At 72.6% G+C, this 14,119-nt stretch carries 11 protein-coding genes; 6 read left to right on the top strand and 5 right to left on the bottom strand.

The features are described from left to right. Positions 1-242: 242 nt before the first annotated feature. On the bottom strand, positions 243-1,274 hold the full coding sequence (gene rsgA, locus Vqi01_RS13940) for a ribosome small subunit-dependent GTPase A (protein WP_204035204.1): 1,032 nt from the start codon (positions 1,272-1,274) through the stop codon (positions 243-245). A 169-nt stretch (positions 1,275-1,443) separates the two neighbouring features. Between rsgA and Vqi01_RS13935 the strand changes: the two genes are divergently transcribed. The 3 genes from Vqi01_RS13935 to Vqi01_RS13925 all read left to right on the top strand — a co-directional run bounded on the left by Vqi01_RS13935 (position 1,444) and on the right by Vqi01_RS13925 (position 5,389). Then, the gene (locus Vqi01_RS13935; protein WP_204035203.1) at positions 1,444-2,160 is read left to right on the top strand and encodes a maleylpyruvate isomerase family mycothiol-dependent enzyme; all 717 of its coding nucleotides are present in this window, start codon (positions 1,444-1,446) and stop codon (positions 2,158-2,160) included. A 4-nt stretch (positions 2,161-2,164) separates the two neighbouring features. Next, on the top strand, positions 2,165-2,818 hold the full coding sequence (locus Vqi01_RS13930) for an MBL fold metallo-hydrolase (RefSeq protein ID WP_204035202.1): 654 nt from the start codon (positions 2,165-2,167) through the stop codon (positions 2,816-2,818). A gap of 138 nt (positions 2,819-2,956) precedes the next feature. Next, positions 2,957-5,389, top strand: a complete 2,433-nt coding sequence (locus tag Vqi01_RS13925) for a N,N-dimethylformamidase beta subunit family domain-containing protein (protein ID WP_204035201.1) — start codon at positions 2,957-2,959, stop codon at positions 5,387-5,389. A gap of 50 nt (positions 5,390-5,439) precedes the next feature. On the opposite strand, the gene Vqi01_RS13920 is transcribed toward Vqi01_RS13925, so the two are convergent. Then, complete coding sequence (locus Vqi01_RS13920; protein WP_204035200.1) at positions 5,440-6,048, bottom strand: DedA family protein; 609 nt, start codon at positions 6,046-6,048, stop codon at positions 5,440-5,442. Between the two features lie 234 nt (positions 6,049-6,282). On the opposite strand from Vqi01_RS13920, the gene Vqi01_RS13915 reads away from it, so the two are divergent. Beyond that, positions 6,283-6,486 carry a cold-shock protein gene (locus Vqi01_RS13915; RefSeq protein WP_204035199.1) on the top strand — a complete coding sequence of 68 codons (204 nt, stop codon included), beginning with the start codon at positions 6,283-6,285 and terminating at the stop codon, positions 6,484-6,486. 61 nt (positions 6,487-6,547) lie between these two features. Here the strand turns inward: Vqi01_RS13915 and Vqi01_RS13910 are convergent, their stop codons facing one another. Both Vqi01_RS13910 and Vqi01_RS13905 read right to left on the bottom strand, forming a co-directional pair. Then, positions 6,548-8,293, bottom strand: a complete 1,746-nt coding sequence (locus Vqi01_RS13910; protein WP_204035198.1) for a CocE/NonD family hydrolase — start codon at positions 8,291-8,293, stop codon at positions 6,548-6,550. 5 nt (positions 8,294-8,298) lie between these two features. Then, a complete protein-coding gene (locus tag Vqi01_RS13905; protein WP_204035206.1) occupies positions 8,299-8,805 on the bottom strand; it encodes a MarR family winged helix-turn-helix transcriptional regulator in 507 nt (168 codons plus the stop codon). 180 nt (positions 8,806-8,985) lie between these two features. Between Vqi01_RS13905 and Vqi01_RS13900 the strand changes: the two genes are divergently transcribed. Beyond that, positions 8,986-11,085 (top strand): MMPL family transporter, encoded by a 2,100-nt coding sequence (locus tag Vqi01_RS13900; RefSeq protein ID WP_204035197.1) that lies wholly within the window; start codon positions 8,986-8,988, stop codon positions 11,083-11,085. A 31-nt stretch (positions 11,086-11,116) separates the two neighbouring features. On the opposite strand, the gene Vqi01_RS13895 is transcribed toward Vqi01_RS13900, so the two are convergent. After that, positions 11,117-12,031 (bottom strand): lytic transglycosylase domain-containing protein, encoded by a 915-nt coding sequence (locus Vqi01_RS13895; RefSeq protein WP_204035196.1) that lies wholly within the window; start codon positions 12,029-12,031, stop codon positions 11,117-11,119. A 198-nt stretch (positions 12,032-12,229) separates the two neighbouring features. Here Vqi01_RS13895 and typA point away from each other — a divergent pair, with 198 nt between their 5' ends. Further along, on the top strand, positions 12,230-14,098 hold the full coding sequence (gene typA / locus Vqi01_RS13890) for a translational GTPase TypA (RefSeq protein WP_204035195.1): 1,869 nt from the start codon (positions 12,230-12,232) through the stop codon (positions 14,096-14,098). Positions 14,099-14,119 lie beyond the last annotated feature (21 nt).

Below are 14,119 nucleotides of genomic sequence, written 5' to 3'. Positions count from 1 at the left end.
CCCGCATCCCGCACCCCGCACCCCGCACCCCGCACCCCGCACCCCGCACCCCGCACCCCGCACGATCTTGCACTTTCGGTCGCCACAAAAGCCGTGAAGGGGGCATAACAGCGACCAAAACTGCAAGATCGGCGGGCGGGGGCGAGGGTGCGGGGAGGGCGGGAAGGCGGGGAGGGCGAGGTACGGGGGTGCGGAGAGGGCGGGGTGCGGAGAGGGCGGGGTGCGGAGAGGGGCGGGGGTGGTTAGTGGGAGGGGCGGAGGCGGGTGGGGCGGGTGAGGCGGGTGGTGCGGCGGCGGGTTTCGTGGGCGATCTCGCGGTGCAGGCGCCGCCAGCTCTCCCAGCGGCGGGCGGACAGTTCGCCGGCCTCCAGCGCCGCCCGCACGGCGCAGCCCGGCTCCGACTCGTGCCCGCAGTCGCCGTACCGGCAGTAGGCGGCGAGATCGGCGATGTCGACGAAGGCCCGGTCGAGGCCCGTCGCCCCGTCCAGCAGGCCGACCGCCCGTACGCCCGGGGTGTCCAGCACGGCACCGCCGCCGGGCAGCGGCACCAGCGACCGCCAGGTGGTGGTGTGTCGTCCCTTGCCGTCGACCCGGCGGATCGACTGGGTGGACATCACCGTGGTCCCGGCGAGCGCGTTGACCAGGCTCGACTTGCCCGCGCCGGAGGGCCCGAGCAGGCCGAGGGTGCGGCCTGGGGCCACCTCGGCGCGCAGCGGGTCCAGCCCGGTGCCCCGCTCGGCGCTGACCGGCAGCACCGGCACCCCCGGCGCGACGGCCGCGAGCTGGCGTGCCACCGCCGCCGGATCAGCCGCCAGGTCGGTCTTGGTCAACACGACCAGCGGCCGGGCGCCCGACTCGTGGACCAGGGAGAGCAGCCGCTCGATGCGGCCGGCGTCCGGCGCGGGGTGCACCGGCTCCACCACCGCGGCGGCGTCCAGGTTGGCGGCCAGCAGTTGACCGCTGGCGTCCTTACCGGCGGTCCGGCGGATCAGGGCGGTACGCCGAGGCAGCACCGCCTCCACGGTCACCCGCGCGTCAGGCCAGGTGCCGAGCAGCACCCAGTCTCCGGCGCAGGGCAGTCGGGTGGCGTCGCCGGCCGCGGCGGCCAGCACGGCACCACCCGAGGTGGCGCGCACCGGACCGTGCTCGGTGAGCACGGTGCAGACGCCGCGGTCGACCCGGGCGACCCGGCCCGGGCGGTGGTCGGTACGGTGACGACGCAGATACGCCGCCCGGTCGGTGTCCCAGCCCAGGGCGGTCAGGATGATCTTCACGGCTCCTCGTTCAGGGTCGGTGCGGATGAGACGTACGTGCGGTGACCGGCATGACCACCACCTCCCCCGTTCCGGCGCCGCGAACCAACTCGACGGTAGGACGCCCGGCGCCACTGGAGGAAGTGAATTCCCCGGCGACGCGGCCAACCCGGGCGACTAGGGTCGGGGAGTGACCATGGACCCCCTCCTGCTGACCGGCGACGTGCACGACGCGACGGCTCGCCTGCTGCGCACGGCGGCCCGCTTCGACGCCGCCGATCTGGCGGCGCCGTCGCTGCTGCCGGGCTGGGCGCGCGGTCACGTCCTCACCCATCTGGCCCGCAACGCCGACGCCTTCGTCAACCTGCTCACCTCGGCCCGGACCGGCGAGCGGATCCCGCAGTACGCCAGCGCCGAGTCCCGGGACGCCGACATCGCCGCCGGCGCGTCCCGGGCGCCGGAGGAGCACCTCGACGACCTGCGGCGCAGCGCGGACCGGTTCACCGAGGCGGTCGCCGCGATGCCGCCGCAGGCGTGGGCGGCCACCGTCGAGACCCGGCGCGGCCCCTGGCCGGCCGCAATGCTGGTCTGGGGACGGCTGCGGGAACTGGAGATCCACCACGTCGACCTGGCCGCCGACTACCGGCCGGCGGACTGGTCGGCGGAGTTCGGCCACCGGCTGCTGCACGAGGTGGTCGACACCTTCACCGGCCGCGACGACGCCCCGCCGATGGTGCTGCGCTTCGACGGCAGCCGCCACGAACTGGTGGTCGGCGACCGCGCTCGGGCCCCCGTCATCGCTGGCCCGGCGGCCGAGCTGGCCGCCTGGCTGACCGGCCGCAGCCCCGGCACCGACCTGACCGTCACCCCCGACGGTCAGTTGCCCCGCCCACCCGAATGGATCTAGCACCATGACCTACAGCGGAGACGTCACCCCCGGCGGCCCCCCGGCGGTACGCGAACTCGACCGGCTGACCATCACCAAGGTCTCGGTCGGGCCGATGGACAACAACGCGTACCTGCTGCGCTGCCGTTCCAGCGGCGAGCAGCTGCTGATCGACGCGGCCAACGAGGCGCCGCGTCTGCTGGAGCTGATCGGCGACGACGGGCTGCGCACGGTGGTCACCACTCACCAGCACATGGACCACTGGGTGGCGCTGGCCGAGGTGGTGGCCAGGACCGGCGCCCGCGCGCTGGTGCACGTCGACGACGCGGCCGGCCTGCCGATCGAAACGCAGACCCTCACCGACGGCGACACCGTGCCGGTCGGCGACTGCGCCTTGGAGGTCATCCACCTCAAGGGACACACGCCCGGTTCGGTGGCGCTGCTCTACCGCGACCCCGACGGCATCCCGCACCTCTTCACCGGCGACAGCCTTTTCCCGGGCGGCGTCGGCAACACCGACCAGGACCCGGAGCGTTTCGCCGCGCTGATCGACGACGTCGAGCACAAGGTTTTCGACCGGCTGCCGGACGAGACCTGGTTCTACCCGGGACACGGCCGGGACTCGACACTCGGTGCCGAGCGGCCGCAGCTACCCGAGTGGCGGGCGCGCGGCTGGTAGCCTGCCGCCGTCCACAAAGGCCCGCAGGGTAGCCACCCGAGCACTGTCCGGTACCCGACGACATCGCATCATCGACGGAGAATTCAGGCCACGACCGCGAAGGTGAGGGTCACTCGAACTCCATACCGGAGGTGACCCGTGCAGCCACAGTCCCTCTTCGACAACTCGACGGCCGCAGCGAATCCACACTGGACGGAGGCCCGTACGCAGTTGACGGTCGGCACCCTGATCCAGGTCACCGCCGACGGTGAGATTGTCGGTGGCCGATGGTTGTTTCCGCAGTACGTGCCGGCCGGGCAGATGACGGCCCAGTGGGTGCTGTACGACAACGTCTCGCGGCAGGTGCTGCGGCGGGCGACGTTCACCACACCGACCTGGGGCGCCTGGAACACCGTCGCCGTCGCGCCGCTGCCGGTGCTGGCCGGCCGGTGGTTGGTCGCCGCCGTGTACCTGTCCGCCACGGTCGAGGTGGCCTACCCGTACACGCACGCGTTCTTCGCCTCCGCCCGCACGAACGGCAACCTGTTCGCTCCGGCCACAGGGGCGGACCCGGCGGGCATCGGCAACGGCCGCTACTCGCTGACCGACAGCTACCCCGGGCTGACGTACAACGCCACCTGCTATTTCGTGGATCTTCTCTGCGCGGTTCCCAGCATGTCCGGCGGCAACCTCACGTTGGCCGGCACGGACCGGCCCGTTGGGTCCGGCGCGACGGTCGGCCTGGACGTAGAGGCCACCGCTCTCTCCCCCGGCGAGACGATCACCTCCTACTCGTGGTCGGTGCAGTCGGGTGGTGGCTCGCTGGCCGGCGCCGCCACGGCGACACCGACCTACACCGCTCCAACCGGCTCGGGCGTGGCGGTGGTGCGCGCGTCGGTGACCACGAGCACCGGCAGGTCCGGCAACCTGGATCTGCGGGTGTCGCGGGGACCGAATCCGGTCGCGGCGGAGAACGCCCTGCCGGGGGTCGCCCGCGCGGCGTGGGATCTGCCGGTCGGCGCCCTCGGCGGAATCAGCACCCTGCAGGGGTTCGCCGACGGGTTCAGCGTCGACCGGCACGAGACGGTCCACTTCAAGATCGGCCAAAGCGACGGTGCCGGCTGGTCGGCTCAGGTGTACCGGATCGGCTGGTACGGCGGCGCCGGTGCCCGCCGGTACGCCACCCTCACCCCGAGCGCGGCGCAGTTGGCGGCCAGCCAGGCCCAGCCGCCGCCGGGCGACTGTGACCCGGTGACGAGCCGCCCTTCGCTGGACTGCGGCAACTGGTCGACCACACTGACCTGGACTCCACCGGCGTGGGCGCCCTCCGGGGTCTATTTGCTTCGCCTCGAGCGCACCGGCGGCGGCGCGAGCCACGTGCTGTTCGTGCTGCGCGACGACGACCGGACGGCGGAGCTGATGGTGATGCCTGCGGACTCCACCTGGGTCGCCTACAACGCGTTCGGTGGGCTCGGCGCCAACCAGTACGCGGGCAACAGCCTGTATTACGGCACCGCCATCAACCAGTACCACAGTGACTGCGCCCGGTACGTGTCGTACGACCGGCCGATCGTCAACCGGGGGGCCGCCGACCCGGGCCGCGCCTACGGGGCCGTGCAGTGGTCGACGTTCTTCACCGGCGAGTACCCGATGTTGCGGTTCCTGGAGCGCAACGGCGTCGACGCCAAGTACTACGCCTGCCTCGACGCGGCCGGCGACCCGACCGGGGCGCTGCTGCGACCCGTCCGGGCGGCGTTGGCGATGGGCCACAACGAGTACTGGTCCGACGCGATGCGCGCCGGCTGGGAGACGGCCAAGGATTCCGGGACCAGCCTGTTCTTCTGCGCCGCCAACGAGGTGTTCTGGCGCGCCGTCGGTCACGGCGCGGACGCCACGGGCCGGCCGCGCACCTGGGAGTGTTACAAGTCCACCATCGCCTCGCGCGAATCGCTGGAACGGCCACAGTGGACGGGCACGTGGCGCGACCCGGACGGCGCCGGCAAAGGCGGCGACGACCCGGAGAACACCCTGACCGGCACCATCTTCGTGGTCAACGGGCCCGATCTCCGGCCGCTGGTCGTGCCCTACGACGGCGGGTACTCGGCGACCCCGCTGTGGCGGCACACCAGCGTGGCGGCGCTCACCGCAGGCCAGGCGTGGACCTCCCCGGGGCAGATCCTCGGCTTCGAATGGGACACCTACGGCCCGGCCGGCACGAGTTCCCCAGGGGCGGCGTACCTGGCGCCACCGCATCCGGACGCCGTCTTCTGCTCGCACGTGACGTATTCGATCCCGTCCGGGTTGCTGCTGACCGGGCCCGGCGACGAGTACGACTCCGCCGGCACCGCGACGCACCGGCTGGTGGTGCACCCGGGCGGCGACGGCAGCCTGACGTTCGGCACGGGAACGATCAACTGGTCGTTGGGGCTGGACTCGGCCAACACCTACCAGGTGGGCAGCGACAACACCTCGACGGTCATCCGGCAGGCGACCATCAACATCCTCGCTGACATGGGTGTGACCGCCGCGACGCTGATGTCCGGCCTGACCGCACCCACTCGCGTCCGGTGGTGGGGCGAGCCCGCAGCGTGATCCCGACATGAAAGGCGGCCCGGGTGCCCGATGTGCGGGCGGTCCGGCGCTCAGGCGGTGATCGTACGCAGCCGGCGCCGGGTGCCGAGCAGCACCAGGGCGGCCAGCAGCAGGCCACCGACCAGGGTGACCAGCAGCGGGCTCGCGCCCGGCGGGAACAGCCCGGCCAGCGACCGCGACGCGGTCCCCACCAGCAGGTAGAGGCCGGCCCACGCGCCCGCACCGAGCGCCGCGAAGCCGAGGAACCGCCGGTACGACATGTGCAGACCGCCCGCCGCCAGCGGCAGCAGCGCGTTGAACACCGGCAGGAAGGGGGCGACCAGCACCAGCCGCCCGCCGTCACGGCGCAGGATGCCTTCCGCCGCCACCCACCGGGCCTCACCGACCCAGCCACCGAAGCGGCTGTGCCGCAGCCGGTCACCCCACCGCCGGCCGGCCAGGAAGCTCAGGGACCAGCCGGCGAGGCAGCCGGTGACCACGGCGACGAAGGTCGCCAGCCCGGTGCCGGGGCTGCCGACCGCCACCGCGGCGAGAACCGCCACGTCGCCCGGAACGAGGACGCCGAACAGCGGCACCGCGTCGAAGAGCATGACCACGCCGAGCACCCCCATCAGCAGCACGACGGGAAGCTCTCCGACCTGGGCCAACTGGTCTGCCATACCCCGTACGCTAGGGCCTGCTCCGCCACGCCCGACACCGGGTTTCCACCGGAGGTTCCTCCGGATCATCCCGGAGGCCGCTCGGCCACGGCTACACCATCACACCATCACACCGTCATCGCCTCAGGCGCTTCGCCCGGCAAATGCCCCTTACAGCGGTTACTGTCGGGACGGTATTGGGCGATCACTGGCACCCACTGGGCGATCGCCCGCGGAACAAGGAGAGAGAAACACATGGCAACCGGCACCGTGAAGTGGTTCAACTCGGAAAAGGGCTTCGGTTTCATCGAGCAGGACGGTGGAGGTCCGGACGTCTTCGTCCACTACTCAGCGATCGCGGCGAGCGGCTACCGCGAGCTGTCCGAGGGCCAGCAGGTCGAGTTCGAGGTGACTCAGGGGCAGAAGGGACCGCAGGCGGACAACGTCCGGGCGATGTGAGCGGTGCCGGTGGCGGCGGCCGGTGACCGGCCGCCGCCACGGGCGGCAGCGTTCGCCGCAGTCAGCCCGAGCGAGGCGGCGTGGCAGGACCCACGAGCGGCAGGACCACGGCGGACGGATGATCCGGGTCGTGCAGGATCTCGCGATATCCGGCACGCAGCCGGACCGCCGCACCGAGCGGTTCGCCGGTGCCGGGGTTGCGCGCGTACCGGGGGTGGGCGCCCCCGGAAACCTGCAGGCGCAACCGGTGACCGGGCGCGAACCGGTGGGCGGTGGGCCACAGTTCCACCGCTGCCGTCACGACACCCGCCCCGTCGGTGGTGGCGTGCAGCGGGTCGAGCCGCACCAGCCCGTCGCAGACGTTCCAGGAACGACCCCGACGGTCCACGTCGCACAGCCGCACGAAGACGTCGAGATACGGCAGTTCGCTGCGCAGGTGGATCTCGGCGCGGACCGGGCCGATCACCTCCATCGCGCTGGTGAGCGGCGCACTGGTCCAGGTCAGCACGTCCGGGCGGGCCTCCACCGGACGGTTGTCGACCGGCCCGGCCCGCTGGGCCACCAGCAGCGGGCCGCCCAGCGAGGGGGTCGGGTCGGCCGGGTCGTACCAGAATCCGTCCGGCGACGACGGGACGGCGACCGCCGTGCGCAGCGCCCGACCCGGGTGCAGGTACCACCGGACCTCGCGGGCGGGCGGCGGCCAGTCCGGCAGGTCCCGCCAGCCCCCGCCGGTCCCGCCGACGTGCACCCGTACCGGTGCGTCCCGCACCGACCCGGTGCGGACCCCGTCCTGCGTGCCGCCGCCAGCGGCACGCGCGTCGCCGCCGCTGGTGTCGCGGGCGGCCGCGCCCGTCGCGTCGGCACCGCCCAGGTGGGCGTCGAGCCAGCGAAGCCCCTCCCGCAGGGCAGCCACGAACAGCCCAGGGCTGCCGTGGGTCCACGGCCCGACAGTGAGCCGCGGCCGGGCGCCGGTGGCGCGCAGCGCGGCATAGTCGCGCAGCTGCGCTGGCAGGAAGATGTCGTGCCAGCCGCTGACCATCGCCACCGGGGCCCGCACCAGATGCAGCCGGTCGTCGAAGACCCGGCGGCGCCAGTAGTCGGACTGCGGGGTGTGGTGGCGCAGCCACTCCTGAAAAAACGGCACGGTGACCCCGGTCGCCACCCGGTCCGCCTCGATCAGGGGCAGGTGCGACAGCGCGGCGACCAGCCGGGGCTGCCCCCGCTTGAGTTCCCACTGCCGGGCCAGCCAGGGCACGGTCTGCGCCTGGAGCAGCTCCGTCCAGGTCAGCACCGTGTCCAGGGCGAACGACTCGCCGGCGTACGTGGAGTCGCGGGTGGCCGAGGCGGTGACCACGGCGACCATCGCCCGCAGTTCCTCGCCCGCGTCGGCCGCCAGGGCCCACTGCACGAAGCCCTGGTAACTGGCGCCGAACATGCCGAACGCGCCGCACCACCAGCGCTGCCGCCGCAGCCAGTCGAGGGTGTCCAGCCCGTCGTCCCGCTCGCGCACGAACGGGTCGAACAGCCCGCCCGAGCCGCCGGTGCCCCGGCAGGACTGGATGATCACGTGGAACCCCTGCTCGGCCGCGAGCCGGCAGAGCAGCCGCATCGGCCCGCCCCGACCGTACGGAGTGCGGATCAGCACGGTGGGCGCCCCCGCCAGATCGGGGGCGTAGTGGTCGGCGCGCAGGATCACCCCGTCGCGTACCCGGACGGCAAGGTCACGGGTGACGGCGATCCTGCGGGTGCGTGCCGGCGGCAACCGCAGCGCGGCGGCGGCGAGGCGGGACGCGAGTCGATCCAGCATCGGCCTCAGTCGGTCCGCCGTCGCGCCGGCTCGTCCCGCAGCGCGTCGCGGTGCTCCCGGAGCGAGGCGCCCATCGCCGACACGAACCGGTACACCACCTCCAGTTCCTCGTCGCGGAAACCGGCCGTCACCTGGTCGGTGCGTTCGCCCAGCGGCCGGAAGAAGTCCATGGCCAGGGCGGCGCCCCGGTCGGCGTAGCGCAGCAGCACCTTGCGCCGGTCGCTGGTGTCGCGGTCGCGACGGATGTGCCCGGCACGTTCGAGGCGGTCGATCAGCGCGGTGACCGAGCCGGAGGAGAGGTTCAGCTGCTCGCCGAGCCGGCCGGGGGTGATCGGCGCGCCGACCAGTTCGGCGTCCATCACGGCGATCAGCGCCTGGAGGTCGGTGGCGTTCAGACCGTGCCGCCCGGCGAAGGCATGCCCGACGTGCTGGGCGTCCGCGCCGTACCGCCGCAGCTCGGCGGCGATCTCCGCGATCAACCAACCCCGCCGCGTGTCGCGCCGCCGATACATGCCGTGAGCTGCCACGTCCCGCTGCTTCCCTCCACGCCCGGGTGGCAGCATAGCCGAGCCGCTCGGATGCCCCGCCAGTCAAGATCCACGCCTGTCGAGAGTTGTTGCGCCAATTCTCTCGATAGGCGAAACTCTCGAACGTCTAGAGATCCCATGGTCCGGAGATCGGATGGTGCCCGGATGCCCGCGTTCACCCGTGTCGCCGGCAATCGCCGGAGCGCGTGGCTCACCCTCGGCACGGCGATCGCGCTCGGCGCGGCCGTCTTCTGGCTGCCCGCACCCGACAACCCGGCACCCGTCTCCACCACCGGCCTGTCCGAGCAGTGGCAGTCCACCCAGGTCGAACGCCTCCAGGACGACCTGCCCGGCAGCGACGTCCAGCCGGCCGTCGTGGTGGTCAGCCGCGACGACGCCGCACCGCTCACCGACGCCGACCGGGCGGCCGTCGCCACCGGCACCGACGCCCTGGCCCCGCTCGCCGCCGGCGGTCAGGTCGCCCCGCCGCGAATCTCCCCCGACGGCACGGTGGCCCTGGTCGCCGTACCGCTGGCCACCGGCGGCGGCCAGGAGGAAATCGTCGACCGGGTGACCCAACTCCGCGCGGCGCTGACCGGACTGCCCACCGACCTCACCGTCGAGGTGACCGGTGCCCCCGCCTTCACCGCCGACCTGGCCAAGGTCTTCGAGGGCGCCGACACCACCCTGCTCGCCGTCACCGCCAGCGTCGTGGCGCTGCTGCTGCTCGTCACCTACCGCAGTCCCCTGCTCTGGATGGTGCCGCTGGCCATCGTGGCCGCCACCGAACAAATCACCCTGCGGGCCCTCGACACGATCGTCCCGGCGGTCGGCATCCACCTCGCCGGCGGCGCGGTCACCGGCATCGCCAGCGTGCTCGTCTTCGGCGCCGCCACCAACTACGCGCTGCTGCTCATCGCCCGCTACCGCGAGGAACTCCGCCGCGAACCGGACCGGTTCGCCGCGATGCGCTCCGCCCTGCGCCGTACCGCCGAACCGATCCTGGCCAGCGGCGGCACCGTCATGCTCGGGGTGCTCACCCTGCTGCTGAGCGAGCGGGAACTCAACCGCGCTCTCGCCGTCGCCTGCGCCACCGGCATCCTGCTGGCCATGGCCTCGGCCCTGCTCGTGCTGCCCGCCGCGCTGGTGCTGCTCGGGCGCGGCCTGTTCTGGCCGTTCGTGCCGCACGTCGGCAGCACCGGTCGGGAAGGCCGGATCTGGGGCCGGCTCGGCGCCGCCGTGATCCGCCGCCCCGTCCCCGTCGCGGCGCTGGCCACGCTGCTGCTGGCCGGCCTCGCCCTCGGCGGGCTGGGCAGCCGAACCGGACTGTCGGAAACCGAGCAGTTCCGGGTCCAGCCGGAAGCGGTCGCCGGCGCGCAGACCCTCGCCCGCGCCTTCCCCGCCGGCACCACGCAGCCGGTCGCGGTGCTGACCAAACCCGACGCCGTACGCGCGGTCACCGCAGCCGCCGCCGACGTGCCCGGGGTCGCCTCCGCCCGCCCCGGCGCGGTCGGGCCGACCGTCGCCCAGGTCGACGTCGTCTTCGACGCCGAGCCGGGCACCACCGCCTCCGACCGTACGCTGGTCGAACTGCGAGCGGCCGTCGCCGCCGTCCCCGACTCCGCCCCACCCGCCCCGGCGGGGGTCGACACCCTCCCCGGCCCAGTCGTCGGCGGCACCGTCGCCGGCACGTACGACTCGGCCGAAGCCGACGCCCGCGATCTGCGCCTCATCCTGCCGCTCATCCTGCTGCTCGTCGCCGCCGTGCTGGTCCTGCTGCTACGAGGGCTGCTCGCCCCGATGCTGCTGGTCGCCACCGTCGTCGCGTCGTACTTCGCCAGCCTCGGCGGCGCCTGGCTGCTCTTCGACCACGTGCTCGGCTTCCCCGCGCTGGACAGCAGCGTGCCGTTGCTCGCCTTCGTCTTCCTCGTCGCGCTCGGCGTCGACTACAACATCTTCCTGGTCACCCGCGCCCGCGAGGACGCCCGCACCGCCGGCACCCGCGACGGCATGCTCTCCGCGCTGCGGGTCACCGGAGGAGTCATCACCAGCGCCGGGATCCTGCTCGCCGCAGTCTTCGCCGTCCTCGGCGTACTCCCCCTGATCACGCTGACCCAGATCGGGATCATCGTCTGCCTCGGCGTCCTGCTGGACACCCTGCTGGTGCGTACCGTCGTCGTCCCGGCCCTGGCGTTCCTGCTCGGCGAGCGGTTCTGGTGGCCCGGCCGGGTCACGGCCTTTCGGCCCGGTGGCGCGCGGGCCTAGCAGCCGGGTCACGGCCTCCTGGCGCGCGGGCCTAATAGCCCAGGCAGACACACTCCGTCATCAGCGCCCGCACGTTGCGCACGTAGGTCGGGTTGGGGATGGCCAGCGGCTGCCCTTCCCGGGCCACCGCACCGTGACCGAAGTTGTACGCAGCGATGACTGCGTTGAGCAGGCAGGAGTCCAACTCGCCCGGAGTGCAGAGGGCGGCGTCGAGCCGGTAGTCGGCGTCGAAGTACATGTCACCGATGTATTTGGTGAGCCACGCCAGGTAAGTGGCGCCGAGGTAGGCGTTGTCCCGGTAGTCCCACACGTCGTAGCTCTGCCCGAACCGCTGGTTCATCCAGGTGGCGGTGTCCGGCATCACCTGCATCAGGCCGATGCCGCCGTCACAGGCGACGATGTTGGACTGCCAGCCGCTCTCCTGCCACGCCGTGGCCTTGATCAGGTTCAGCGGGATGCGGATGTCCGGTGCCGACGTCGGCCAGTACGTACGCCCGGCCGCGTTGGTCAACGCGGTCTTGACCTGCGCCCGGCTGGCCTGCTCGCCCTTGTAGCTGGGCTTGCAGCCCTCCGCCGGCGGCTTCGGCGGCTTCGGCGGCAGGTTCGTCTCGGTCGGGGGCTTCGGCACCGCCCGCGGCGCGGTCGCGGTGCGCTTGGGCTTCGGCGCCGGCTTCGCCGACGGCGATGCGCTGGCCTTGGCGCTGGCGCTGGCGCTGGCCTTGGCCTTGGGCGCGGCACCCATCGATTCCACCGCCGCCGGCGTGGCAGCCGGTTCGTCCGGTTCCGGCGATCCGCTCGGCGTCGCCTCCGCGGGCAGGTCCCCCGGCAGCGCGACCGGGGCGGGCAGCTCCTGCCCGGGCCCATCCGCTCTGGCGCACGCGCCGCCGGTCAGCAGCAGCACCCCGGCGACGAGCGCGATGCCCAGCCGGGTGACGTTGCGTCCCATGTCGACCCCCTTCGGCAATGACGAACCCGCCGCACCCTAACAGCCGACCCCCGCTGCGCGGGGTCCCCGGCAGCGGGGGACCTCGGCCGGTCGTGGCCGGAACAGGCGGCGGGCGGCGGATTCCGGCCAGCCGTGGCGCACCCACCGTGATTCCACCCCGACGCGGCGCGGCAACCACCCAGGCGCGAGGATGGAGGCATGCAGCTGCGCACCGACCTCCGCAACGTCGCCATCATCGCTCACGTCGACCACGGCAAGACCACCCTGGTCGACGCCATGCTGCGGCAGGCCGGCGCCTACGGCGCCCGGGGCGAGGTGACCGAGCGGGTGATGGACTCGATGGACCTCGAACGGGAGAAGGGCATCACCATCCTGGCCAAGAACACCGGCGTGCGCTACCTGCCGGCGGACGGCTCCGATCCGGTCACCATCAACATCATCGACACTCCCGGTCACGCCGACTTCGGTGGGGAGGTCGAGCGCGGGCTGACCATGGTCGACGGGGTGGTGCTGCTGGTCGACGCCAGTGAGGGCCCGCTGCCGCAGACCCGCTTCGTCCTCCGCAAGGCCCTCATGGCCCGGCTGCCGATCATCCTCGTGATCAACAAGGTGGACCGTCCCGACGCCCGGATCAAGGAGGTCGTCGACGAGGCGTACGAACTCTTCCTCGACCTGGACGCCGACGAAGAGCAGATCGACTTCCCGATCATCTACGCCTGCGCCCGCGACGGCATCGCCTCGCTGACCCAACCCGCCGACGGCTCCGTACCCCAGGACAGCCACAGCATGGAGCCGCTGTTCCGCACCCTGCTGGACACCATCCCGCCGCCCGCGTACGACGAGCAGGCGCCGCTGCAGGCACACGTCACCAACCTCGACGCCTCCCCGTTCCTCGGCCGGCTCGCGCTGTGCCGGGTGCGTCAGGGCACCATCGCCAAGGGCCAGACCGTGGCCTGGTGCCGCACCGACGGCAGCACCCAGCGGGTCCGCATCTCCGAACTGCTGATGACCGAAGGGCTGGAGCGCAAGCCCGCCGACTCGGCCGGGCCGGGCGACATCATCGCCGTCGCCGGCATCCCCGAGATCATGATCGGCGAGACCCTCGCCGACGCGGAGAACCCGCAGCCGCTGCCGCTGATCACCGTCGACGAGCCCGCCATCTCGATGACCATCGGCACCAACACCTCACCGCTGGTCGGCCGGGTCAAGGGTGCCAAGGTCACCGCCCGGATGGTCAAGGACCGCCTGGACAAGGAACTGATCGGCAACGTCTCGCTGCGGGTGCTGCCCACCGAGCGCCCGGACGCCTGGGAGGTGCAGGGCCGCGGCGAGCTGGCGCTGGCCATCCTGGTCGAACAGATGCGCCGCGAGCAGTACGAACTCACCGTCGGAAAGCCGCAGGTGGTGACCCGGGAGATCGACGGGCGGACGTGCGAGCCGGTGGAACGACTCACCATCGACGCGCCGGACGAGTACCTCGGCGCGATCACCCAGCTGCTGGCCACCCGCAAGGGCCGGATGGAACAGCTGGTCAACCACGGCACCGGCTGGATCCGGATGGAGTGGCTGGTCCCGGCCCGCGGCCTGATCGGCTTCCGCACCGAGTTCCTCACCGAGACCCGCGGCACCGGCATCCTGCATCACGTCTTCGAGTCGTACGAGCCGTGGTTCGGCGAGCTGCGTACCCGCAGCAACGGCTCGCTGGTCGCCGATCGGGCCGGCTCCGCCACCGCCTTCGCCATGATGAACCTCCAGGAGCGCGGCTCGCTCTTCGTCGAGCCGGGCACCGAGGTGTACGAAGGCATGATCGTCGGGGAGAACTCCCGCCCCGACGACATGGACGTCAACATCACCAAGGAGAAGAAGCTCACCAACATGCGCTCCTCCACGGCAGAGGAGACCGAGAAGCTGATCCCGCCGCGGAAGCTGTCGCTGGAGCAGGCCCTGGAGTTCTGCCGCGAGGACGAGTGCGTCGAAGTCACCCCCGTCGCCGTACGGATCCGCAAGGTGGTGCTCGACCAGACCCAGCGGGCCCGCGCCGCTGCCCGGCGCAAGCACGCCGGCTGACCCGCGCCGAGTGTTAGAAAG

It is taken from the genome of Micromonospora qiuiae (assembly GCF_016863555.1).
GTDB lineage: Bacteria > Actinomycetota > Actinomycetes > Mycobacteriales > Micromonosporaceae > Micromonospora > Micromonospora qiuiae.
This window is presented reverse-complemented; position numbering and strand designations above follow the sequence as displayed.

Excerpts from the sequence above, each read along its gene's own strand:
- typA (WP_204035195.1), top strand. The coding sequence starts at position 12,230 with ATGCAGCTGCGCACCGACCTCCGCAACGTCGCCATCATCGCTCACGTC.
- Vqi01_RS13910 (WP_204035198.1), bottom strand. The coding sequence starts at position 8,293 with ATGCTGGATCGACTCGCGTCCCGCCTCGCCGCCGCCGCGCTGCGGTTG.
- Vqi01_RS13905 (WP_204035206.1), bottom strand. The coding sequence starts at position 8,805 with ATGTATCGGCGGCGCGACACGCGGCGGGGTTGGTTGATCGCGGAGATC.
- Vqi01_RS13915 (WP_204035199.1), top strand. The coding sequence starts at position 6,283 with ATGGCAACCGGCACCGTGAAGTGGTTCAACTCGGAAAAGGGCTTCGGT.
- Vqi01_RS13920 (WP_204035200.1), bottom strand. The coding sequence starts at position 6,048 with ATGGCAGACCAGTTGGCCCAGGTCGGAGAGCTTCCCGTCGTGCTGCTG.
- Vqi01_RS13930 (WP_204035202.1), top strand. The coding sequence starts at position 2,165 with ATGACCTACAGCGGAGACGTCACCCCCGGCGGCCCCCCGGCGGTACGC.
- Vqi01_RS13900 (WP_204035197.1), top strand. The coding sequence starts at position 8,986 with ATGCCCGCGTTCACCCGTGTCGCCGGCAATCGCCGGAGCGCGTGGCTC.
- Vqi01_RS13895 (WP_204035196.1), bottom strand. The coding sequence starts at position 12,031 with ATGGGACGCAACGTCACCCGGCTGGGCATCGCGCTCGTCGCCGGGGTG.